The following is a 23308-nucleotide window of genomic DNA, read 5'->3' as shown; positions in this document are numbered from 1 at the left end:
TTCCTCGGTCTGTCATGTCACTCCCGCCCTCGCGCCAGATAGTCGGCCAGGCTCAGGGTCGCGCCCGGCCGCTCGGTCGCCGGCGTACGCTTCCGGGCCCCGCCGGACGGCGACGGCCCGGCGGTCACCTCCAGCCGCCCGATCTGCACCTGCACCACCTGCTCGGGTGCCCGCGACGGGCGCCGCGCGGCGGCCTGTCGTACGGCGTCCCGGGCTGCCGCCGTGTCCGCGGCGCTGGGGCGCAGCGCGGCGGACACGGCGGCGGGGGAAGCGGCGTCCGCACCCGGGGGGATGGGCGCGGTCGCCGCGCTCTGGGAGGCGCCCCGCTCGGGACGCCCGCGGCCCGTCGCCCGCTGTACGGCGTCGGGCATCGGCCGGGGTTCGGCGGTGAGCGGCGCGACGGGGCGCAGCAGGGGTGTCTCGGGCAGGGGCCTCGGGGCGGGCCGCGGTGCCGGGTCGGAAGGGGTGCGTTCGGTGCGTACGACCGTCCGCTCCCGCTCCGTGTGCGGCCGGGCCGCGGGCGGCGCCGGGCGTGGCGTGTCCCCCTGCCGTACGGCCGACGGTGTGGTGGCCGGCCACAGCAGGTCGGTGCCGTCGTCCGGGTCCGGTGCCGTGCTCCGTACCGCCTCGACCCGCTCGAACGGGCCGGGCAGCCGGGGACGGACTCGCACCACGCCCGGACGCGGTCCGGCGGCGGCCGGGGTGTGCCGGGCGATCAGCCGGTCGAGGAAGTCGGGAACCGGCGCCCCGTCGGCGTCAGACATCGGCACACAGCTCCAGGTAGTAGCGGCGCCGCAGCGGGCTGAGCGCCAGGATCTCCGGCTCGCTCCAGCCGTACGACGTGGCGAGCAGATGGACGTCGAGCAGCAGGTCCCGTGCCCAGGCGTCGAGTTCGGTCCACAGGTAGGACGCGATGTCCAGCTCGGCCCGGGTGGCCTCGCCGCACTCGGGGCAGGCGATGTTGAGCGTGACGTCGGCGCCCGGGTCGACGGCCTCGACCGCCTCGGCGATCCGGCGCTGGACCGGCACCGGCAGGTCACCGGCGCCGACCGTCGTCGTCCCGTCGCGCACCGCCGACACGAGGCACCGCGCGAGCAGGGCGGCACGCGGGTCCGCCGCCCGGGCCGCCGCCGTCAGGTCGGCGACACCGGGCAGCCTGAACTCCACGTCCCAGCCGTCCTGTCGGACACGGACCACCGAGCCGCCGGGCCCGCCCGGACCATCACCCGGACCGCCCGGGCCACCACTCAGTCCGCCCGCCCCGCCCAGCGACCGCGCGAACTCCCCGGCGTCCAGGTCGAACTCCATGTCCGCCCCGCACGCCGAGCACGCCAGCCGCACCTGCATCCGCTCCCCGAACAGGGCGCGGCGCAGCGCGAACAGGTCGGCCTCGCGCTCCCCCACCGGCAGCACCGGCAGGGTCGCGGCGTCGACGTCCGGGCGCGCCGTGCGGTGCAGCAGCAGGGCGCGCCCCGTCGATGCCTCGGCGAGCCCCGCCTCCCAGGTGGCCAGCAGTTCGGCCGCCCCGGTGATCGCCATCTCGTCCCCCCTCGACTACCCGTCGCTCAGGCCGGGTTGAGGAAGGAGGGCTCCTCCGGCTCGGGCACCTCGTAGTCCCGCTCCCAGCCCTCGCACTCGAGCTTCAGCGACTGGATGGCCACCGCGTTGGCGTTGGCGTCCATCTCGCCGAGGACCTGGTACTCGCTCGGCCAGGTCCGGTAGAGCTTGTGCGAGACGGCGACCTGGCCGGCCTCGTTGAGGACCTGGATGACGATGTCCTTGCGGAAGTCGGCGAGGGACACCTCGGAGCCGAGGCCCGCGCCGACCTGCCAGACCTTGTTGGCCCAGCGGTCGAACTCGGGGTCGTGGGTGACACCGCGCTCCAGGGTGATGCCCTCGAACTCGGAGCGGCCCGGCGACTTGCGCGGCGACGAGGGGTCGCCGCCGTGCCGGTGCTTGACGACCTCCGTCGTCCGCTTCAGCGGACTGATCTTGCTGATGCCGGCGACCGTGCGACCGTCCCACAGGACCAGGAACTTGAAGTTCTTGTAGGGGTCGAAGCGATGCGCGTTGACCGTGAACTCAGCCATCGGATTCCTTCAGTTCTCCACGATTCCCGGCGCCTAGAGCGCGAACTGCCCGGACGTCTGCTGGATTTTGACGATCACGAACTCTGCGGGGCGGACCGGTGCGATGCCGACGAGGACGTTGACGATGCCGTTCTCGATGTCCTCGGTGGTCGTCGTGTCGCTGTCGCACTTGACGAAGTACGCCTCGCGCGGGGTGCCGCCCTTGAAGGCGCCCTGACGGAAGAGCGTGTGCAGGTACGAGGAGGCGGCGAGCCTGATCTGCTGCCACAGGTTCTCGTCGTTGGGCTCGAACACGACCCACTGCAGGCCCCGTTGGAGGCTCTCCTCCACATGGAGGGCGAGGCGGCGCACCGGCACGTACTTCCACTCGCTGTCGAGCGCGTCGGAACCCTCCAGCGTGCGTGCGCCCCAGACGACGGGGCCGGTCACCGGGAAGGTCCGCAGGACGTTGACGCCGAGCGGGTTGAGCAGGCCGGTCTCACGGTCGGTGAGGTTGACGGTGAGCGAGTGCACGCCCGCGAGCCGCGCCTCGGTGCCGGCCGGGGCCTTCCACACGCCGCGCTCGGAGTCGGTGCGGGCGATGACGCCGGCGACCGCGCCGGAGGGCGGGAAGGAGCGCAGCCGCCCGGTGAGCGGGTCGGTGAGCTGGATGTGCGGGAAGTACAGGCCCGCGTGGTTGCCGCGCACGGCGTCGAAGGCGGCGAGCCCGGCGCGTGCGGTGTCCACGCTGACCCAGGTGCTCGGCGCGTCCACCAGCAGGAAGATCCGGCGCTCGGCGCACAGCCGCTGGGCCGCGGAGATGACGGTGAGGGCGTCCTCGGTCTTCTCGTACGCCGCGAGCTCGGGCAGGGCGAGGAGGTTGACGTCGGCGACGCCGCGCAGCGCCTGGATGCCGGACTTGTCGCCCTCGGAGCCGATGAGGTCGCGCGGTCCGGGCGCCTCGCCGTCCTCGCCGCCCTCCAGCGGGAAGACCGGCGGGTTGACGGAGGCCTCCAGGCCGAGGTCGTTGGCGCACTCGCCGAGGAAGCGGACGACGTCCTCGGGGTCGGTGGAGCCGGCGACGACCTGGATACGGCGGCCGAAGGCGGTGACCTCGGCGCCGGCGAAGGCGTGCTTGCCGGGCGCGTCGGGCAGGGCGCGCAGCTTGCGCTCCAGCAGCAGCGCCAACTCGGCCACGCTGCACGGGGCTTCGCCGTCGCAGTCGGGGTCGTAGAGCTTGAACTCTCGCTCGACCTCGCCGATCTTGACGGTCAGGTCGACTTCCAGGTTCGGCAGTTCGTCACCGAAGGGCTTGGAGACGGTGCCGGACGGGTCGGGACGGCCCTCGCCGACGACCTCGACACGGATCAGCTTCGAGCCCGCGTTGATGACGGTCTGCGCGTAGCGGCCGTTCGCGGGGTCCATGGACAGGCCCGTGAAGCTCTCGCGGGCGTCGCCCTTGGCGTCGTAGACGCGGAGGTTGAAGGTCTCGTCGGGGCGCGGGGTGTCGTGGTCGACGGCGACGCGCAGGCCGTTGCCCCACAGGCCGGGTTCCTTGGCGTGCACTTCGAGGACCGGGCCCTCGCTGTGGCCCTCGGTGGACTTGAGGGTGACGCAGGCGGCCTTGCCGCTGCCGGCCTTGGCGACGCGGACGATCACCGCGACGGTGCCGCCGTTGCCGAAGAACTGGTGGACCGCGTAGCCGACGGCGCTCTGGGCGCTCAGGCCCCCGAAGCGGCGCTCGAACTCCGCGAAGCTGGTGACGCGTACCGGCTCGTTCAGCGGACCACGCCGGGTGTGGCCCACGAAGGCCGTCACGGACGTGGTCAGGGTCGAGATCGTGCGGGTGCTGCTGGGGAGTTCTTCGACGTAGACGCCGGGATACGTCGGCTTTGCGGCGCTGACCGCGCTCATCGGCATTCCCCCTCCTTATCCCTGTCTCGGGTACCGGACAAAGGCACCAAGAGATGGCAGAGGGAGGCATTCCCGACCCGGGGCACGAAAACGCCACCCGCAAGGGCGACGGCGTCACGTACACCGCACCAGTTTCCCCCGTCATCACCGCGGGTGTTCGAACCGCACGGCTCAAGCAACGCGCTTGTGACTCCTGATGCTCAAGTGCTCAACCCACCTTGGTGCGTTCGGAGTTGACCGAACAAGTCGCCTTCAGGCCACCACAGGAGGGGGTTTGGTGAAGGCCTCCTCCCGGCATCCGCACATCCCGCCTGCGCGCCCCGGGCAGCTGGTTCACAGATTCTGCACAGAGGTGTCGCCGCGAGACTCCGAAGGAGCCCGGACCCCCGATCGAACGGCCTCACTCGCACTGTTCGACTGGTCGCACGGACGTACGGCCTCCCCGAGTCGCACACAACATGCCGTGGCCGGTTTTCCAGGGGTGACGAGAATCCGCCGCATCGCCGCCACCCGCCATGAGGCCGGTGAAATCTCGCCTTCATGTCTTGACATACGGCCGAAATGATTCGTAGCTTGGCCGATCATTTAGATGCGTGAAGTGAGTTCACGTACATGAACTCCAGATCCAACGGAGTGTGTCCATGCGGGATCACCGACGACGTCGCCGCCCGGCCGCCCTGCTCGTCGCCACGGCGCTCGCGTTCGGAACGGCCGCGTGCGGCTCCGGTTCCGGCAGTGCGGGCAGCGACGACCCGAACACCCTGGAGGTGTGGACCCGGAGCAACCCGGACTCCGCCGCCACCTACGACCGGGTCTTCGCCGCCTTCACCAAGAAGACCGGCATCAGGATCGACTACCAGCCGATCATCAACTTCGACCAGCAGCTCCAGAGCCGCGCCTCCACCAAGGACCTGCCGGACGTCGTGATCAACGACACCGCTCTGATGGGCAGCTACCAGAGCCAGGGCCTGCTCAAGCCGATCGACCCCGCGTCGGTCGCCGGCGGCGACCAGATCACCGACAAGTCCTGGTCCTCGACGGTGGGCATCGACGGCAAGCACTACGGCATCCCGTACTCCCGTCAGGCCCAGACCCTGATGATCCGCAGGGACTGGCTGCAGAAGCTCGGCCTCAAGGCGCCGACGACCTGGCAGGAGATGCTCTCCGTCGCCAAGGCCTTCGCCACGCGGGACCCGGACGGCGACGGCAAGGCCGACACGTACGGCATCGTCGCGCCGGGCAGCGCCCAGAACGGCTACGCCGCCTGGTGGGGCGCGAGCTTCCTGTGGCAGGGCGGCGCCGAGATCATCAAGCCGGACGGCAAGGGCAAGTACAGCCCGGCCATGGACTCGCCGGCCGCCGTGCACGCCGTGAGCTGGATGAAGGACAACCTCTTCTGCGGTGACAACGGTGTCGTCCAGCCCGGCGCGCTCACCGCCGTCACCTCGACGGCCACCAACTTCCAGGACGGCAACGCCGGGATGTACATGACCGGCCCGTACAACATCACCACCTTCGACGGCACCCTCGGCAAGGACAGGTACGAGGTCGTCCCGGCCCCCGCGGGACCGGCCGGCGGCGATGTGCTGGCCGACGGCGAGAACGTCTACCTCGGCGCCAGGACCGGCAAGGACAGGCAGGAACTGGCCCTCGCCGCCTTCCTGGTCTCGCCCGAGGGCCAGAGGATCGCCATGACCAGCGTCGACGGCCACCAACCCGTCGTCCGCATCCCCGTGAACTCCACGCTGGACGCGGCGAAGGTGCGCGACGACGCCCGCTGGGGGGTCGTACAGAAGGCGTACGAGGACGCCTCCCAGCAGTTCCCGAACGCGCCCGACTTCGCCCCGATCAAGCAGGACACCGCCGACGCGCTCAACTCGATCTTCACGTACTGCGGCGGCGACGTCCGCGCGCAGCTGGCGGAGCTCAACGACACCCTCGCCGGCGACCTCAAGGACCAGGACCTGCTGAAATGACCGCTACCGTCCCCGCCCCCGCGCCGCGCACAGGCCTCGACAAGAGGGGCCCGAACAAGAGGGCCTTCGACAAGAGGGCCGTGATCCCCTGGCTCTTCCTGGCTCCGGGTCTGCTGCTCGCCCTCGTCTTCAAGTTCTGGCCGATGGCCAAGGGCGTCTGGCTGAGCTTCTTCGACGTACGGCCCTTCCTCGGCGACCGGTGGATCGGCCTCGACAACTACACGAGGGTCCTGACCGACCACCGCTTCCAGGACGCCATCGGCCACACCCTCGTCCTGGGCATCGGCCAGTCGGTGGGCGCGATCCTGCTCGGCTTCGTCCTCGCGCTGCTGCTGGAGGGCCAGGCCCGCTCGCTGAAGATCCTGCGCACGGCCGTCTTCCTGCCCGCGGTCACGGCCACCGCGGTCGTCGGCGAGCTGTGGCGGCTGATGTACTACCCGACCTCCGACGGCCTCCTCAACAGCGGCCTGCACCTGCTCGGGCTCGGACCGGTCCAGTTCCTCGACAACCCGGACATCGCGCTGTACTCGACGATGGCGATGGGCATCTGGATCTGGGCGCCGTACAACATGGTGATCATCCTCGCCGGTCTCGCGGGCGTGGACCGCACGCTGTACGAGGCGGCGGCGATGGACGGCGTCTCGCTGTGGCAGCGGCTGCGCCATGTCACGCTGCCCGCGATACGCCCGGCGCTGATGATCGTGCTCACGCTCGCCACCATCCGCGGACTGCGCGTGTTCACCGAGGTCTACGTCCTCACCGGCGGCGGCCCGGCCGGGTCCACCGACGTCTGGATGACCCGCGCCTACACCCTGGGCTTCACCCGCAACGACATCGGCGGCGCCTCCGCGGCCTCGGTCGTCCTGCTCTGCGTGACGCTGCTGCTCACGGTCACGATCAACTACCTCCGCAAGAGGGGAGAAGCGCGATGAGCGCCCCCGTCATCGAGCCCGTCCGGCCGACAGCCCCTGACCTCCCGGCCGGACGCGGCACCAAGGCGCGGCGGACCACTCCGGCCCGCTTCGACACCGCCCTCGGCTGGAGCGACCGGCCCGGTCTCGCCTGGGCGCTGCGCGTCCTGCTGTGTCTGATCGCCCTCGGCGTCTTCGCGGCACCCTTCCTGACGATCTTCTCGGGCGCCTTCACCACCAACCCCAGCGGCTCCTCACTGTCGTTCCTGCCGCACGACAGCACGCTGTCGAACTTCACGGTGGCGGGCGAGCGCGGTATCTGGGACTACCTCGGCAACTCGCTCGTGATCGCCGGTGGCGGGCTGCTGCTCCAGCTCGTGGTGTGCACGCTGGCCGCGTACGCGCTGGCCCGGCACCGGTTCCGCGGACAGGCGTTGATCATGATGCTGTTCATGATGACGCTGATGCTCCCCGAGGAGGTCATCGCGATCCCGCTGTCGCTGGTCCTCGGCGACGTCCCCGTGGTCCATCTGGACCTCAAGGGCACCGTCTGGGGCGTCATCCTGCCGCTGGGCGCCTGGGGCTTCTCGGTGATGATGCTGACCGAGTTCATGCGGGACATCCCCGCCGAGATCGAGGAGGCCGCCCGCCTGGACGGCGTGGGCGAGCTCAGGATGCTCTGGCAGGTCGTCCTGCCGCTGTGCAAGCCCGCGCTCGGGGTGGCCGGCGTGCTCGGCTTCATCATGATCTGGGACCAGTACCTGCTGCCCCTGATCGCCGCCAACGACCCCACCGACTACACGGTCACCGTCGCCCTGTCCATCCTGCGCACCGACCCCGAGGTCGGCTCCGGGGTGGTGCTGGCCGGTGCGGTCATCGCCCTGATCCCCAGCCTGATCGTCTATCTGCTCCTCCAGCGCTCGCTGGTCACCGGCATCGCGGCCGGTGCCACCAAGGGCTGACCCCCACCGTAGTTTCGAGGGAGACATGAAGTTCCAAGGAGTGCTGTTCTTTCCGGTGACGCCGTTCGCCGCGGACGGCTCGCTGGACGAGGAGCGCCTCGCGCGGCACATCGACAGCGGCGTCACGGCGGGTGCGGGCGGCGTGTTCGTCGCCTGCGGCACCGGTGAGTTCCACGCCCTGACGCCCGACGAGATCGAGCGCGCCACGCGGGTCGCGGTGGAGACGACGGCGGGCCGGGTGCCGGTCCTGGCCGCCGCGGGCGGCCCGCCCCCGGTCGCCCGCGACCACGCCGTCCGCGTCGCACGCGCCGGCGCCGACGGCATCCTGCTGCTGCCGCCGTACCTGGTGACGGCGCCGCAGCGGGGCCTGGTGCGATACGTAGAGGAGGTCACCGCCGCGACCGACCTGCCGGTGATCTTCTACCAGCGCGGCACCGCCCGTCTCACCGAGGCCACGGCGGCCGAGATCGCCGCCCTGCAGAAGGTCGTCGGCCTCAAGGACGGCATCGGCGACATCGAGCGGATGCACCGCGTCGTCCGGGCCGTGCGCGCCGTGCCCGGTGGCGCGGACTTCCAGTTCTTCAACGGCCTGCCCACCGCCGAGATGACCGCGCCCGCCTACCAGGGCATCGGCGTCGACCTGTACTCCTCGGCCGTGTTCGCCTTCGCCCCGGAGATCGCGCTGGCCTTCCACCAGGCGCTGGCCGGCGGCGACCGGGAGCTGGTGACGACCCTGCTGGACGAGTTCTACGGCCCGCTGGTCGAACTCCGCGACGAGGTCCCGGGATACGCCGTGGCCCTGGTCAAGGCCGGAGTGACCCTCCGCGGCCTTGACGTCGGCGGCGTACGCGCCCCGCTGCTCGACCCGACGCCGGAGCATGTCGCCCGGCTCGCGAAACTGATCGACCACGGCCTGGAGGCGGTCCGCGCATGAGCACCACCGTCGGCACCCGCATCCGCGAGCTGATCGTCACCCCGATCGCCTTCCGCGACCCGCCGCTGCTCAACTCCAACGGCGTCCACGAGCCGCTCGCCCTGCGCGTCATCCTCCAACTCGTCCTGGAGGACGGCACGGTGGGCCTCGGCGAGTCCCCCGGCGGCATCGCCCGCCTGGAGCGACTCCAAGCGGCCGCGAAGGTCGTCGTCGGCATGGACGTCTTCGACACGACCGCCGTCACGGCCGCGATCGACGCCGCGCTGCTGCCCGCCGTGCCCAGCTCCCACGAGCGCGGCTGGACCACCTCGGCGGTCGAGGTCGCCTGTCTCGACGCCCAGGGCAGGCTGCTGGACCGCCCGGTCAGCGACCTGCTCGGCGGGAAGGTCCGCGACCGCGTGCCCTTCGCGGCGTACCTCTTCTACAAGTGGGCCGAGCACCCGGCCCTGGACGGCCGTGCGGCGGTCGGCGACGACTGGGGCGAGGCGCTGGACCCGGCCGGGATCGTCGAGCAGGCGCGGCTGATGCGACAGCGGTACGGGTTCGAGTCGTTCAAGCTCAAGGGCGGTGTCTTCCCGCCCGACGAGGAGATCGCCGCGATCAGGGCGCTGGGGGAGGCCTTCCCCGGGCAGCCGCTGCGTCTGGACCCCAACACCGCCTGGACGGTGGAGACTTCGCGGTACGTCGCCCGTGAGCTGAACGGCGTCCTGGAGTACCTGGAGGACCCGACCGCGACGATTCCCGGCATGGCGGAGGTCGCGAAGGACTCGCCGCTCCCGCTCGCCACCAACATGTGCGTGATCGCCTGGGAGCACCTGCGCCCGGCGATCGAGCGGAACGCGATCCAGGTGCTCCTCACCGACCACCACTACTGGGGCGGACTGCGCCGCACCCGTGAACTGGCGGCGGTCTGCGAGGCGTTCGGCATCGCCCTGTCGATGCACTCCAACTCGCACCTCGGGATCAGCCTCGCCGCCATGACCCATGTCGCGGCGGCCATCCCCAACCTCGACCACTCCTGCGACACGCACTACCCGTGGAACTCCGCCGACGACGTGATCGTCCCCGGCGTCCTGGAGCTGCGCGACGGCGCGGTCGAGGTCCCGACCGGCCCCGGCCTCGGCGTCGAACTCGACCACGACGCCTTGGACCGGCTGCACCGGCTGTACGTGGAGTCGGGAGTGCGCAGCCGGGACGACACCGGGTACATGCGGCGGATCCACCCGGAGTACGAACTGCGGCTGCCGCGCTGGTGACCCGGGACGAGGCGGTCGGGGCCGAGGCCCCTTAGGGTGGCCCCGACCGCACGACCGGAGGGGTGAGCGCGTGGGCGAGGACGGTTCGGCGAGCGTGTTGGTGACCGGCGGCAGCGGGTTCGTCGGCAGTCATCTGGTCAAACGACTGCTGGAGCGCGGCTACCTGGTCCATGCGACGGTACGTCGCACGGCCGACACGGCGAAGGTACGGCCGCTGCGGGAGATGCAGGAGGCTCATCCGGACCAACTCCGGCTGTTCGAGGCCGACTTGCTGACCGAGGGCTCCTTCGACGAGGCGATGGCCGGCTGCCGGGTGGTGTTCCATGTGGCCTCGCCGTTCCGTATGCCGGAGAAGATCGACGACGGCCGCCGGGACATGGTCGACCCGGCCCTGCTGGGCACCCGCAACGTACTGGCCTCCGTCGAGCGCACGCCCACCGTCGAGCGGCTGGTCCTCACCTCCACCGTGGGCGCGATCTTCGGTGACTACTCCGACGTACTGGCCATGGACGACGCGGTGCTGTCCGAGCGGTACTTCAACACCACCAGCACCGTGGAGAACAACCCGTACCACTACGCGAAGACGGTCGCCGAGCGTGCGGCCTGGGACGCGGAGGCCGCCCAGGACCGCTGGCGCATGGTGTCGGTCAACCCCGGCCTGGTCCTCGGCCCCTCCCTCACGCCCGCCTCGGAGTCCGGCAGCCTCTTCCTGCTGGACGAGCTGTTCAAGGGCTACTTCTTCTACGGCGCCCCGGACTTCAGCTTCACCACGGTGGACGTGCGTGAGGTGGCCGACGCGCACATCGCGGCGGCGGAGAACCCGGACGCGAAGGGCCGCTACATCCTCGCCGCCCCGACCATGACGTCCTTCCACGAGATGTCCCGGGTGCTCCGGACCCGCCACCCGCGCGACCTCCGCCTCCCGCGCACCGCACTCCCCCACTGGCCGGTCCGCGTGCTCGGCCCCGCCTTCGGGCTGACCCAGGACTACATCCGCAAACACCTCGGCATCCGGTTCCGGGTCGACAACAGCCGCAGCGTGAGCGAACTCGGCATCACCTACCGCCCGATCGAGCAGACCTTGCTGGACCACTACGAAGCGTGGCGAAGCCGACGCGCCGCGCGGTGAGTTCGGGCTCCCCACGGCCCCGAGCGTCGAAGGTCACAAAAACGTATCGGACATTTCACATGTCAATCTTCACGGAGGGCTCACAAGTTCGTTAGGTTACGGATCGGACCGCACGACGACCTCCGGCGAACCCCGCCGGGACGCGCGGCCTCCGCCGAGTCCGGTGTGCCCGCGAGGGTCCACTGGAGCCGGGGACCCAACCGAACTTGGGGTGAATCGGCCCAACTGCCCTTCGGGGCAAGGGCCGTAGGGCACACCTTCCGGACCGACCGCCCGAACCCGTCAGCTAACTCGGTAGGCGGAGCACGGAAGGAGTACGTCGCCCATGGCGCCGGAACGCAGCGCGCGCCCGGGGGCTCTGAGCCTCCCCGGCATGCGCAACTCCGCACTCGCGTCGGCAGCCCTCACCTCTGTGGCACTGCTCGCCCAGACGGCCAACGCCGCCCCTTCGGCCGGGGACGAGTCACCGAGCCGCGAGGAGGTCAGCCGACGCGTCAGCTCCCTCTACGACCAGGCCGAGTCCGACACGGGGACCTTCAACGCCACCCGCGCCTCGGCGACCGGACCGCGTGGACGTGCCGACCGGCCGGTGGACGCCGGACGCAGGCCCGCCGCCCGCGGCGACGACAGCGGGCGCGGTGACCCCGCGCTGGACAGCGTGGCCCGGCAGTGGTTCGACGTGGCCCGCTCGAAGCTGGGTCCGACCGTTCCGGCCGTGCTGCCGACCGACAGACTGCCGGCCCGCCCCACGGGAACACGGGCCCCCCGCGCGGCCGACGGCCTCGCCGACCGCGGCCGGGAGGCGACCGGCCGCGCCGCCCTGGAGCTTCCCGCTGCGCCTGTCGCCGAGTTGACGTCCGGACCGGCGACCGCGACGGCCGCGGTGGCCGAACTGACGGCCGGTCCCCTCGCCGCGTTGCCGGCCGCGCCCGAGTCGCCGCTGGAGACCGGTGCCCTCCAGGGCACCCGTTCCGACCAGACCGCCCTCGCGCTGCCCGCCCCGTCCGCCGAAGCCTCGAACGAACAGCGGTCCTCGCTGCGGACGTCCAAGGAGCGCAACCAGCGCAAGCTCTCCCAGGCCCGCGAGTTGCTGTCCCTGCACACGGCACCCCAGGCCCAGCCTTCGGCCGACACCCAGTGGGACGCCCTGCGCAACCAGGGCCCGGCCGAGCTCACCACCGTCCCGCCCGGCACCACGGCCTGGACCCCCGCACCGGACCCGCTCACCGACCCGCTGCCCACGATCGCAACGAACCAAGCCCCCGCCACGGCAGAGCCCTACGCCCCGGACCAGGCCCTCGACACCGGCCAGGCCTACGCGACCGGCCAGACCTACACGACCGCGCAGACCTACGAGCCCGGGCAGACGTACGGCACCGGGCAGAGCTACGACACTCAGGCGTACGGCACCAACCCGACCTACGACACGGGGCAACTCCCCGCCACGAGTCAGGCCACCGCCCTCACGGCGACCGCCCCGCAGGACACCCGAGCCCTGCGTGCGCTGGACTTCGCGCGTGCCCAGATCGGCAAGCCCTGTGTCTGGGGTACGTCGGGTCCGGACGCGTACGACGGCCCCGGCCTCACCCAGGCCGCCTGGAAGGCCGCCGGTATCTCCCTGCCGCGCACCGCGCCGGAGCAGGCGACCGCCGGCCGGGGGATCGCTCTCACCTACCTGGAACCCGGCGACCTGGTGCTCTTCCACGTCGGCCACGTCGGGATCTACTCCGGGAACGGCATGATGATCCACGCCCCGAGCCCGGGGGCGGCCATCCGCGAGGAGTCGATCCACTACGCCGGTGAGTCGGCGATCCACAGCGTGATACGGCCCGCCTGAGTCGAGGACGGCGAACCGCCACCACCACCCCGTCTCCCATGAGGCGGGGTGGTTCTCTTTGCCTGCCCGACCTCGGCTTTGTCGATACGTCCTGACAAACCCATTGACATCATCCGCGGACTCGCCGCATAGTACCTGCCACTAGAGCGCGCTAGTGAAGCGCTCCAGTCGTTATCCAACGGGCGGTACCCGTGACCCTCCCCCCACCTGAGAACCCGCCCCGACCAGCACAGCGAGGTGCATGGGACATGCGCAGACACCACCGAGCCGCGACACTGACCGCCGCCGCTCTGGCCGCCGCCCTGTTCGCCGCGGGATGCTCCAGCAGCTCCGGCGGGAAGCAGTCCGAGGAGGGCTCAGCGGGCGCCTCGGCGGGCAAGGCCACCACGCCCCGGATGACCGTGGCCATGGTCACCCACGCGGCTCCGGGCGACACCTTCTGGGACCTGATCCGCAAGGGGGCCGAGGCCGCCGCGGCCAAGGACAACATCAAGCTCGTCTACTCCAGCGATCCGAGCGCCGGCAACCAGGCCAACCTGGTGCAGAACGCGATCGACCAGAAGGTCGACGGCATCGCCCTCACCGCGGCCAAGCCGAGCGCCATGAAGGCCGTGATCGGCAAGGCCAAGGCGGCCGGCATCCCGGTCGTCGGCTTCAACGCGGGCCTGGACAACTGGAAGGACCTCGGCATGCTCGAGTACTTCGGGCAGGACGAGAACATCGCGGGCAACGCCTTCGGTGAGCGGCTGGGCGAGACCGGCGCCAAGCACGCCGTCTGTGTCATCCAGGAGCAGGGCCATGTGGCGCTGGAGGCCCGCTGCGCCGGTCTGAAGAAGGGGTTCAAGGGCAAGACGGACATCCTGTACGTCAACGGCACCGACATGCCTTCGGTGAAGTCGACGATCACCGCCAAGCTCCAGCAGGACTCCACCATCGACCAGGTGGTCACCCTCGGCGCGCCGTTCGCGCTGACCGCCGTGCAGTCGGTGGCCGACGCGGGCAGCAAGGCCAAGGTCGCGACCTTCGACCTCAACAAGGAGCTGGTCACCGCCGTCCAGGACGGCAAGGTCGAGTTCGCCGTCGACCAGCAGCCCTACCTCCAGGGTTACCTCGCGGTCGACTCGCTGTGGCTGTACAGGACGAACGGCAACTTCAGCGGCGGCGGCACCGCTCCGGTGCTGACCGGGCCCGCCTTCATCACCAAGGACAACGTCGACGCGGTGGCGGAGTTCGCCGCGAAGGGCACGCGCTAGGCGCGTCCATGGACAGGCGGGGTCGGCCGTGGCCGCGACGGGGCGCGGCCGACCCCGCCGTTGTACGTGAGGACGGCCCCGCCGCCGTAGGTGAGGATCAGGCCGGCTCCTGCGGGGCCGGCCCGCTCGTGCCCCGGACGACCAGCTTGGGATCCAGCACGGCCTCGCGCGGGGCCAGTTCGGGGTTCTCCAGCCGGTCCACGGCGAAGCGGACCGCGTGTTCGGCCATGAGCACGGCGTCCTGGCGGACGGTGGTCAGGCCGATCGGCATCAGGTGGGAGAGATGGCTGTCGTCGTAGCCGACCACGGACATGTCGCGCGGGACCTCCACGCCCGCCCGGGTCAGGGGCATCAACAGGCCCAGCGCGCAACGGTCGTTGCCCGCGAGGACCGCGGTGGGCAGCGGCAGCCCCCGGTCGCGTTCCGCCAGCAGCAGGCGGCCCGCCTCGATCCCCGACTCCTCGGTGTGAGCGCCGGGGATGACCCGGACGTGGTCCGCCAGCCCGTGCCGGCGCATCGCGGCCCGGTAGGCGCGCCGCCGCTCGGCCGAGCCGGGGCCGCGGCCGCCGTCGATGTGCACGATCCGGCGGTGGCCCAGTTCCACGAGGTGGTCCATGGCCTGGCGCACCCCCTTGCCCTCGGCGCTGTGCACGAGGTCCACCTGGGCGCCGGGCGCACGCCGGGCGACCGAGACGGTGGCCGCACGGTGTCCGAGCTGGTCGAGGTAGCCGGGCTCGGCGTCGGGGGCGAGCAGGATCAGTCCCTCGCAGCGGTGGCCGAGCAGCGCCTCCACGGCCTTGGCCTCACCGCGGCCCGGGGTCGTCCCGGACAGCAGCACGTCGTAGCCGAGCCGCTCGGCCTCCGGGTAGATGCCCGCTATGAGGTCCGTGTGGAAGGTCTGGTGGACCGTGAACATCACACCGAGCGTGCGGCTGCGGCCGCGGGCGAGCAACCGGGCCGCGTTGTCCGGGCGGTAGCCGATCTCGTCGGCGACGCGCAGCACCCGCTCCCGTGTCTCGCGGCCGGCGCCCGGAAGATCGCGGAAGATGATCGAGACCAGCGCTCGGGACACGCCCGCCTTCTCGGCGACGTCCGCCATCGTGGGCCGCTGCCGGCCTGACGCTTCCACCTGTGAACCCACCCTTCGACGCCGTTCACCTTAACGAGCTCTCGAAATCTCCCGGCAACAAGCTATTGACATGACATTTGGACCAGGGTCATCGTACTCGCACTAGAGCGCGCTAGTAGAGCGCGACAGAACATTCGTGGATACGTCCTCCGACATCCGCCCCCTCCCTCCCCGAAGGACTTGTCATGGCAACGGCGCCAACCTCGCTCCGCACCGTCGCGGGCAATCTGTGCCTGGGCTCGGCCCCCGACTCCTGGGGCGTCTGGTTCCCCGAGGACGACCAGCAGGTCCCGTACACCCGCTTCCTCGACGAGCTGGCCGCCGCCGGGTACGAGTGGCTGGAGCTCGGCCCCTACGGATACCTCCCCACCGACCCGCGGCAGCTCGCGGAGGAGCTTCAGGCGCGGGGCCTCAAGGTCTCCGGCGGCACCGCGTTCGGCGCGCTGCACCGGCCGGAGGCCTGGGACGGGATGCTCGCGCACGTCCGGCAGGTCGCGGAGCTGACCGCCGCCGCGGGCGCCCATCACCTGGTCCTCATCCCGCCCATGTACCGGGACGAGAAGACCGGCGCGTTCACCGAGTCGCCGGAGCTGACCGCCGAGCAGTGGGCGGGCTTCGGCAAGGCCGCCGACCGGCTGGGCAGGCTGCTGCTCGACGAGTACGACGTACGGCTCGTCATCCATCCGCACGCCGACAGCCACATCCAGACCCAGCCGGAGATCGAGCGGCTGCTGAACGAGTCGGACGCCCGCTGGACGAACCTGTGCCTGGACACCGGGCATGTCGCGTACGGCGGCGGTGACAACGTCGATCTGATCCGGCGGTTCGGCGAGCGCGTCGGCTACGTGCACATCAAGCAGATGGACCCGGAGATCCTCGCCCAGGTCGCCGCGGAGGATCTGTCGTTCGGCGAGGCCGTCAAGCGCGGCGTGTGCGTGTCACCGCCCGCGGGTGTGCCGAAGCCCGCCGACGTGGTGACGGAACTCGCCCGGCTGGACGCGGAGTTGTTCGTGATCGTCGAGCAGGACCTGTACCCCTGCGCACCCGACGTACCGCTGCCCATCGCCGTGAGCACCCGTGAGCACCTGGCGGGCTGCGGTCTGTCGGGTACCCGGCGCCCCCCGCTCACGGCGCGCGAGCAGTGAGGAGAAGGCCCATGGACGTCAGGGACGACGCGACCCAGACCCCCTCCCCCGTCACGGACGACGCCCCGCCCGCGGTGTCCCGCAGGCTGCGGCTGATCACCGTCATCGCCACCTTCGGCGGACTGCTCTTCGGCTACGACACCGGCGTCATCAACGGCGCCCTGCCCTACATGACCGACGACCTCGGCCTGACCGCGGTCACCGAGGGCATGGTCACCAGCTCGCTGCTCCTCGGTGCCGCGCTCGGCGCGGTGGTCGGCGGTCGGCTCTCGGACGCGCGAGGACGGCGCCGTACGATCCTCACGCTCGCGGTGCTGTTCTTCGTCGGCGCGCTCGGCTGCACCCTGGCGCCCACGACGGCCGTCATGGTCGTCGCCCGGTTCGTGCTCGGCCTCGCGGTGGGCGGCGCCTCGGTGACGGTGCCGGTCTACCTCGCGGAGGTCTCCCCCGCCGAGCGACGCGGCGCGCTGGTCACCCGTAACGAACTCATGATCGTCAGCGGCCAGTTGCTGGCGTTCACGTCGAACGCGATCATCGCCCAGGTGGGCGGCGAGTCCGGTGGCGTGTGGCGCTGGATGCTGGTGATCGCCACGCTCCCGGCCGTCGTGCTCTGGTTCGGCATGCTGGTGATGCCGGAGAGCCCGCGCTGGCTCGCCTCCAAGGCCCGCTTCGGCGAGGCCCTTGAGGTGCTCAAGCAGGTCAGGTCGCGCCAGCGGGCCGAGGCCGAGCTCGCCGAGGTGTCCGCGCTCGCCGTCAAGGAGGAGCAGGAGAAGCTCGGCGGCTGGCAGGACATGAAGGCCACGCCGTGGATCCGCAAGCTGATGTTCGTCGGCTTCGGCATCGCGATCGTGCAGCAGATCACCGGCGTCAACACGATCATGTACTACGGCACCCAGATCCTCACCGACGCCGGCTTCGCCTCCGACAGCGCACTGACCGCCAACATCGCCAACGGCGTGATCTCGGTGCTGGCCACCTTCGTCGGCATCTGGCTGCTCGGCCGGGTCAACCGCCGCCCGATGCTGATGGCCGGTCAGATGGGCACCACCGCCGCCCTGTTGCTGATCGGGGTCTTCTCCCTGGCGCTGCCGGCCGGAGACGGCCGTGCCTACGCCGTGCTCGCCATGACCGTCACCTTCCTCGCCTTCCAGCAGGGCGCGATCTCGCCGGTGACCTGGCTGATGCTGTCGGAGATCTTCCCGATGCGGATGCGCGGCTTCGGCATGGGGGTCGCGGCCGTGGTGCTGTGGCTGACCAACTTCGTGATCGGCCTGGTCTTCCCGTCGCTGGTCTCCGGCATCGGGATCTCCAACACCTTCTTCCTGTTCGTGGTGGCGGGTGTGTTCTCGCTCGCCTTCGTCAAGCGCTACGTCCCCGAGACGAAGGGCCGTTCGCTCGAGACCCTCGAAGCCGAACTCCGGGCGCGCTACTCCTAGTTAGGACTGAGAAACCATGACTGTACGTGTAGGCGTCATCGGCGCCGGCTGGATCGGCAAGGAGCACATCCGGCGCCTGACCGACACCGTCACCGGCGCCCGTGTCACCGCGGTCACCGACATCGACGCCGTACGGGCCGAGGAGGCGGCGGCACCGGTCGGCGCCCGGGTGCTGCCCGACGGCGCGGCCGTGGTCGCGGCCGACGACGTCGACGCCGTCCTGGTGACGTCCTGGGGTCCGACCCATGCCGAGCACGTGCTGAACGCCATCGCCGCCGGAAAGCCGGTGTTCTGCGAGAAGCCGCTGGCCACCACCGCCGAGGACTGCCTCAGGATCGTCGAGGCCGAGACCGCCCACGGCCGGCGACTGGTCCAGGTCGGCTTCATGCGCCGCTACGACACCGGCTACCGGCAGATGAAGCAGGTCATCGACGCGGGCCGGATCGGCGAGCCGCTGATCGTGCACTGCGCCCACCGCAACCCGACCGTGCCGGAGTCGTACACCTCCGAGATGGCCGCCCTCGACACGGCCGTGCACGAGGTGGACGTACTGCGCTGGCTGCTGGACGACGAGATCGTCTCCACCCAGGTGATCACCCCGCGCGCCACGAGCAAGCGGTTCGCGCACCTGAAGGACCCGCAGATCATGCTGTTCGAGACCGCCAAGGGCGTCCGTATCGACCTCGAGGTCTTCGTCAACTGCCAGTACGGCTACGACATCCAGTGCGAGGCGGTGGGTGAGGAGGGCCTGGTCCGGCTCCCCGACCCGGCCGCCGTCGGCGTGCGCACCGCAGCCCGGCACAGCACCGAGGTCCTCACCGACTGGGTGGGCCGCTTCCGGGACGCCTTCGACACCGAGTTCCGCGAGTGGATCGAGGGCATCGCCGCCGGCGAGGAGCCGACCGGGCCCTCGGCCTGGGACGGCTATGCCGCCACCGTCATCACCGCCGCGACCGTCGAGGCCCTCCAGTCGGGCCGTGTCGTCGCCACCGACCTCAAGCCCCGCCCCGCCTTCTACGGAGGTGCCGCGTGAAAATCGCCCTTGACCCGTACATGCTCCGCGCGCTCCCCATCGACGAGATGGTGCGCACCGTCGCCGAACTCGGTTACGAGTACATCGAGTTGTCGCCCCGCGACGACTTCATGCCGTTCTTCCTGCACCCGCGCGCCGACGACGAGCGGATCGCCGAGCTGAAGAACTCCCTGCGCACACACGGCGTCCAGCTGTCCTCCGTGTTGCCGCTGTACAAGTGGTCCTCGCCGGACGAGACCGAGCGGCAGGCGGCCGTCCGCTACTGGAAGCGGATGATCGAGATCACCTCCGACCTCGGATGTCCGCTCATGAACAGCGAGTTCAACGGCCGCCCCGAACGGGCCGCCGAGAGCGAGGCGGCCTTCTGGCGCTCGCTGGAGGAGCTCCTCCCGGTGTTCGAGCGCGAAGGCATCGCTCTGAACCTGGAGGCCCATCCGGACGACTTCTGCGAGGAGAACACCCCCGCGGTCGACCTGGTCCGCGCGATCAACAAGCCGTGGGTGAACTACCTGTACTGCGCCCCGCACTCCTTCCACCTCTCGGGCGCCGACCCGACGGCGGACGTCGCGGCGATGATGCGCTACGCCGGGGACAAGCTCCAGCATGTGCACATCGCGGACTCCTTCAACCACAAGGGCTCCTCCGGCCTGCGCTACATCCTCAATCCGCCCGGCACCCCGGCCCGGATCCACCAGCACCTGGACATCGGGCAGGGCGAGGTCGACTGGGACGCGTTCTTCGGCACGCTGCGCGAGCTGGACTTCGACGGTGTGGCCACGGCCTGCGTCTTCGCCTGGGAGGAGCGGGCGAAGGAGTCCTCGGCGTTCATGCTGGACCGCATCCGCAAGGAGCTGGCCGCGTAGGCGGCAGGCAGGTTCGGGCCGTCCTCAGCGCGAGCGGCGGTCCGCCCTGTGCTGCGCCAGCCACAGGGCGACCTCCGCCGCGATCGGCTGCCCGGTCTCCAGCTCGACGAAGCCGAACTGACCGCCCTGGTTGCACTCCAGGAACCACCAGATGCCGTCCTCGTCCTCGGCGAAGTCGAAGGCGGCGTACGCCAGTCCGGCCAGAGTGACGTACTCGTGCACCGACTTGCCGATCCGGTCGGGCACCGGAACCGGCTGCCAGGCGTGCCCGGTGTCGCCGTAGCGCCCGTCGACCTGGCCGGGTTCGGCGATCTTGCGGGCGGCGAACAGGCGGGTGCCGACGCAGGTCAGCCTGATGTCCGCCCGCTTGTGGACGTAGCGTTGGAGCAGCGCGGGCCCGGCCGCGACGGCCGCGAAGTCCGCGTCGGGGCCGATCAGGGTGGTGGGCAGGGCCACCTGGGGGTCATCGGGCGGCGGCCCCGAAGCGGACTTCACCACGACCTCCCGGTACTCCTCGACGAACTCCCGGGCCAGCCGGGGTGCCGTGGTGAACACGGTCGGCGGCACGGCGAAGCCGCTGAGGTGGGCGACCCTCAACTGCCAGGGCTTCAGCCGGGCCTGGTCGGCGTTGCGCGGATGGTTCATCCACCGGGCGGCGGCGGAGTGGAGCATCCCGTAGAGCGCCTGCCGGGTCTCGGCGGTCAGCCACGGTGAGGGGTCGGCCGCGTGCGCGGCCGGTTCGCCCGGCCTACGCACCCAGATGGAGCGCAGCCCGCCCATGCTGAGCACATGGCCGTTGACCGACAGGTGCCCGTCGAAGTCGCCGTGGGCGTAGTCGGCGGACAGCACGGCCTTGCCCGGCAGGTCGGCGGGGTCCAGACGCAGCACGGGCGTCCCCGTCCCGTGCAGTGCGGCCACCACCATGTCGGCTGTCACGTCCTCCTCGGACGTGAGGATCAGTACGGTCATTCGCGGACGGGTCGTCAGTCGTCGAAGTGGGTCGCGGACCCGGCGGTGGACGTCGTGGTGCCGACGGCGAGCAGAAGGTCCGGGTCGCTGACGGCGGGACGGCCGTTGGGGAGCACGTTCAGCTGCTGGGCCGGGTCGAAGTGATACGGCGTCACCGCCTGGCAAATCCCCTTGGGAAAAGCGTACTTGAGAGTGAATGGTTGCACTTTAAACCTCCGTGTCGTGTTGTTTGAACTACAGTCACTTACGCGTTCCTTGCGTAAGGAATTCATCACTTTCCGCCACATCGGGGTGAAGGCCGTCACATCGGCAGCACCAGTCGTATGCAGCTCCCCCACAAATCACTCATCGAATGCGGCGTCACATCTGTCACATCAACCCCTGAGGCCACAGGGGCAACACAGGGACCCTTGACGTTGAACCGTTTCATTGCTTCTCTCGGAAGGCGATTCTTCATGGGAGCGCTCCCAACCCCACGTGAAAGGGATCCCCGTGCAGACGACCCCCCACCACAGACGCACCCTCTCCGCCCTCCTCACCACCGCCCTCCTCGCCTGTCTTCTCTCCCTGTCCTGGGCGGGCGCCGCTCCGGCGGGGGCAGCGGCGGGCGACGGTTCGGTGACCGACCCCAACATCTCCTACGTGGGCCGCTGGGACACGAGTTCGGCCACCGCCGCCGTGCCCCAGTGGTCCGGCGCGTACCTCCAAACGGCCTTCACCGGCACCACCGTGAAGGTGCGGGCGAGGGACGCGGTCAACTTCTACGCGAGCGTCGACGGCGGCCCCGACGTCTTCCACGCGGGCGTACGCGGGACGGTGAACCTCACTCCCCGGCCTCTCTCCCCCGGCACCCACACCCTGCGGATCTCCTACCGCTCGGGCGACACCGTCTTCCAGGGCCTGGTCCTGGACCCCGGCGCGCGCACGGTCACCGCGACCGTGCCGTCCGGCCTGGTCGAGTTCGTCGGCGACTCCATCACCGCCGGCGCCCTCACCGACCGGCTGGCGCTGGACTCCTACGCCTGGAAGACCGGCGAGCGGCTGGGCATGCGGCACACGCGGATCGCCCGCGCCGGGTACTGCCTGGTCGCGCAGTCCGGTTGCGTCGGCCTGAGCGGCCAGTACTTCCGGACCGGCAGCACCGGCGACCAGAACTGGGACTTCTCCCGCTACCGGGCGAGCGCGGTCGTCATCAACCTCGGCACCAACGACATAGGCCACGGCGTGTCCGGCTCGGCGTTCCAGGCCGCGTACACCAAGTTCCTCAGCGATCTGCGCGCCAGGCACCCCGAGGCACACCTCTTCGCCGTGCAGACGCTCAAGAAGCGCTACGTGACGGAGACCAGGGCGGCCGTGAGCGCCCGCAACAACGCCGGTGACGCCAAGGTGCACTACGTCGACACGACCGGCTGGCTCACCGACGGCGCCGACTACGAGGACGGCAACGGCCATCCCAACGAGGCGGGTCACACCAAGTTCGCCGGCCGTCTGGCGCCCGTCATCGCCGCCCGGCTCGGCAGTTCCGCCGAGGTGTCCACGAAGGCGGCCGCACCCGGCCAGCCAGGCGACCCCAACATCAAGTTCGTCGGCCGCTGGGACACCCGCAGCTCCAGCACGCTCTACACCCCGTACTGGGCCGGGGCGTACTACCGCGTCGGCTTCACCGGCCGCACGGTCAAGCTCAAGCAGCGCAACACCATCGACTTCTGGGCCCGTATCGACAACGGACCCGTGAAGTTCTACGACGACGTCAAGGGCACCGTGGACCTGACGCCGACGCCCCTGTCCGCCGGCAACCACACCCTCCAGGTCAACTACCAGGTGGTCGCGGGGTCCTATCGCGGCGACGCCGTCTTCCAGGGCCTCGCTCTCGACAGCGGCGCGACGACGTTCGCACCGCCCGCCCCGGCCAAGCTGATCGAGTTCGTCGGCGACTCCATCACGGTCGGCACGACCACCTCGCAGAACGCCCGTACCGCGTACGGCTGGCTGATCGGCGAACGGCTGGGTACCGAGCACACCCAGGTCGCCCAGGGCGGTGCCTGTCTGGTCGCGACGTCCGACGGATGCGTGGGCCTGGAGCAGCAGTTCGGCAGGCTCAACCCCAACTCGGCCACGCCGGATTGGGACTTCTCCCGCTACCAGGCGGACGCCGTCGTCATCAACCTGGGCACCAACGACGTGGGCCACGGCGTGAGTTCGACCCAGTTCCAGTCGGCGTACGGCAGCCTGCTGCGCAAGGTCCGCGCCGCCTATCCGCGGGCCTGGATCTTCGCACTGGAGACCTTCCGCGGCCGCTACGTCCCGCAGACGGAGGCGGCGGTCAAGGCGGCCGTGGCCGGCGGCGACACCCGGCTCTCCTTCGTCGACACCACGGGCTGGCTGGGCTCCGGCGACCTGACGGACTCCGTCCACCCCAACGACCAGGGCCACCGTGTCATCGCCGACCGCCTGGCACCGGTCATCGCGGCGCGCATCGGCGGCTGACCGCG

The 23308-nt window shown here is 70.7% G+C and carries 20 protein-coding genes and 1 riboswitch; of the genes, 13 read left to right on the top strand and 7 right to left on the bottom strand.

Annotated elements, in window-relative coordinates:
• Positions 1-17: 17 nt before the first annotated feature.
• From L0P92_RS13100 to L0P92_RS13085, 4 genes are read right to left on the bottom strand one after another with little or no spacing between them, the layout of a single operon-like run.
• Positions 18-764, bottom strand: a complete 747-nt coding sequence (locus tag L0P92_RS13100) for a hypothetical protein (protein ID WP_234762749.1) — start codon at positions 762-764, stop codon at positions 18-20.
• A complete protein-coding gene (locus tag L0P92_RS13095; RefSeq protein WP_234762748.1) occupies positions 757-1539 on the bottom strand; it encodes a hypothetical protein in 783 nt (260 codons plus the stop codon). The genes L0P92_RS13100 and L0P92_RS13095 overlap by 8 nt, the downstream gene beginning before the upstream one ends.
• Positions 1540-1565: 26 nt before the next feature.
• A complete protein-coding gene (locus L0P92_RS13090; protein ID WP_016434446.1) occupies positions 1566-2090 on the bottom strand; it encodes a phage tail protein in 525 nt (174 codons plus the stop codon).
• Positions 2091-2123: 33 nt separating this feature from the next.
• The gene (locus L0P92_RS13085; protein WP_234762747.1) at positions 2124-3989 is read right to left on the bottom strand and encodes a phage tail sheath subtilisin-like domain-containing protein; all 1866 of its coding nucleotides are present in this window, start codon (positions 3987-3989) and stop codon (positions 2124-2126) included.
• Positions 3990-4624: 635 nt separating this feature from the next.
• Here L0P92_RS13085 and L0P92_RS13080 point away from each other — a divergent pair.
• The 8 genes from L0P92_RS13080 to L0P92_RS13045 all read left to right on the top strand — a co-directional run bounded on the left by L0P92_RS13080 (position 4625) and on the right by L0P92_RS13045 (position 14241).
• Positions 4625-5959 carry an ABC transporter substrate-binding protein gene (locus L0P92_RS13080; RefSeq protein ID WP_234762746.1) on the top strand — a complete coding sequence of 445 codons (1335 nt, stop codon included), beginning with the start codon at positions 4625-4627 and terminating at the stop codon, positions 5957-5959.
• On the top strand, positions 5956-6891 hold the full coding sequence (locus tag L0P92_RS13075; RefSeq protein WP_234762745.1) for a carbohydrate ABC transporter permease: 936 nt from the start codon (positions 5956-5958) through the stop codon (positions 6889-6891). Before L0P92_RS13080 ends, L0P92_RS13075 begins: the two co-directional genes overlap by 4 nt.
• Positions 6888-7832, top strand: a complete 945-nt coding sequence (locus L0P92_RS13070) for a carbohydrate ABC transporter permease (RefSeq protein ID WP_234762744.1) — start codon at positions 6888-6890, stop codon at positions 7830-7832. Before L0P92_RS13075 ends, L0P92_RS13070 begins: the two co-directional genes overlap by 4 nt.
• A 25-nt stretch (positions 7833-7857) precedes the next feature.
• Positions 7858-8766, top strand: coding sequence for a 5-dehydro-4-deoxyglucarate dehydratase (locus tag L0P92_RS13065; protein ID WP_234762743.1), 909 nt, complete (start codon positions 7858-7860; stop codon positions 8764-8766).
• Positions 8763-10022, top strand: a complete 1260-nt coding sequence (locus L0P92_RS13060) for a glucarate dehydratase family protein (RefSeq protein ID WP_234762742.1) — start codon at positions 8763-8765, stop codon at positions 10020-10022. Before L0P92_RS13065 ends, L0P92_RS13060 begins: the two co-directional genes overlap by 4 nt.
• A 70-nt stretch (positions 10023-10092) precedes the next feature.
• A complete protein-coding gene (locus L0P92_RS13055; RefSeq protein WP_234762741.1) occupies positions 10093-11151 on the top strand; it encodes an NAD-dependent epimerase/dehydratase family protein in 1059 nt (352 codons plus the stop codon).
• 142 nt (positions 11152-11293) lie between these two features.
• A riboswitch (cyclic di-AMP (ydaO/yuaA leader) is annotated at positions 11294-11468 on the top strand.
• A gap of 56 nt (positions 11469-11524) precedes the next feature.
• Positions 11525-12988 carry a C40 family peptidase gene (locus L0P92_RS13050; protein WP_234762740.1) on the top strand — a complete coding sequence of 488 codons (1464 nt, stop codon included), beginning with the start codon at positions 11525-11527 and terminating at the stop codon, positions 12986-12988.
• Positions 12989-13236: 248 nt separating this feature from the next.
• The gene (locus L0P92_RS13045; RefSeq protein ID WP_234762739.1) at positions 13237-14241 is read left to right on the top strand and encodes a sugar ABC transporter substrate-binding protein; all 1005 of its coding nucleotides are present in this window, start codon (positions 13237-13239) and stop codon (positions 14239-14241) included.
• 97 nt (positions 14242-14338) lie between these two features.
• Here the strand turns inward: L0P92_RS13045 and L0P92_RS13040 are convergent, their stop codons facing one another.
• Positions 14339-15340 carry a LacI family DNA-binding transcriptional regulator gene (locus L0P92_RS13040; RefSeq protein WP_234762757.1) on the bottom strand — a complete coding sequence of 334 codons (1002 nt, stop codon included), beginning with the start codon at positions 15338-15340 and terminating at the stop codon, positions 14339-14341.
• A gap of 215 nt (positions 15341-15555) precedes the next feature.
• Between L0P92_RS13040 and L0P92_RS13035 the strand changes: the two genes are divergently transcribed.
• Genes L0P92_RS13035 through L0P92_RS13020 form a run of 4 tightly spaced genes read left to right on the top strand, consistent with a single transcriptional unit; the run spans position 15556 to position 19847 of the window.
• Complete coding sequence (locus tag L0P92_RS13035; RefSeq protein WP_234762738.1) at positions 15556-16515, top strand: TIM barrel protein; 960 nt, start codon at positions 15556-15558, stop codon at positions 16513-16515.
• 11 nt (positions 16516-16526) lie between these two features.
• Positions 16527-17951 carry a sugar porter family MFS transporter gene (locus L0P92_RS13030; RefSeq protein ID WP_234762737.1) on the top strand — a complete coding sequence of 475 codons (1425 nt, stop codon included), beginning with the start codon at positions 16527-16529 and terminating at the stop codon, positions 17949-17951.
• A 16-nt stretch (positions 17952-17967) separates the two neighbouring features.
• Complete coding sequence (locus tag L0P92_RS13025; protein ID WP_234762736.1) at positions 17968-18984, top strand: Gfo/Idh/MocA family oxidoreductase; 1017 nt, start codon at positions 17968-17970, stop codon at positions 18982-18984.
• Entirely contained in the window at positions 18981-19847 is an 867-nt protein-coding gene (locus L0P92_RS13020; protein WP_234762735.1) for a sugar phosphate isomerase/epimerase family protein, read from the top strand. The genes L0P92_RS13025 and L0P92_RS13020 overlap by 4 nt, the downstream gene beginning before the upstream one ends.
• A 24-nt stretch (positions 19848-19871) precedes the next feature.
• On the opposite strand, the gene L0P92_RS13015 is transcribed toward L0P92_RS13020, so the two are convergent.
• Together L0P92_RS13015 and tgmA are read right to left on the bottom strand one after the other, a co-directional pair.
• Positions 19872-20816, bottom strand: a complete 945-nt coding sequence (locus tag L0P92_RS13015) for an MvdC/MvdD family ATP grasp protein (protein WP_234762734.1) — start codon at positions 20814-20816, stop codon at positions 19872-19874.
• A 14-nt stretch (positions 20817-20830) separates the two neighbouring features.
• Positions 20831-21022 (bottom strand): putative ATP-grasp-modified RiPP, encoded by a 192-nt coding sequence (tgmA, locus tag L0P92_RS13010; RefSeq protein WP_308289716.1) that lies wholly within the window; start codon positions 21020-21022, stop codon positions 20831-20833.
• Positions 21023-21308: 286 nt separating this feature from the next.
• Here tgmA and L0P92_RS13005 point away from each other — a divergent pair, with 286 nt between their 5' ends.
• Positions 21309-23303 carry a GDSL-type esterase/lipase family protein gene (locus L0P92_RS13005; RefSeq protein WP_234762733.1) on the top strand — a complete coding sequence of 665 codons (1995 nt, stop codon included), beginning with the start codon at positions 21309-21311 and terminating at the stop codon, positions 23301-23303.
• Positions 23304-23308 lie beyond the last annotated feature (5 nt).

It is taken from the genome of Streptomyces muensis (assembly GCF_021474425.1).
GTDB classification, from domain to species: Bacteria; Actinomycetota; Actinomycetes; order Streptomycetales; family Streptomycetaceae; genus Streptomyces; species Streptomyces muensis.
This window is presented reverse-complemented; position numbering and strand designations above follow the sequence as displayed.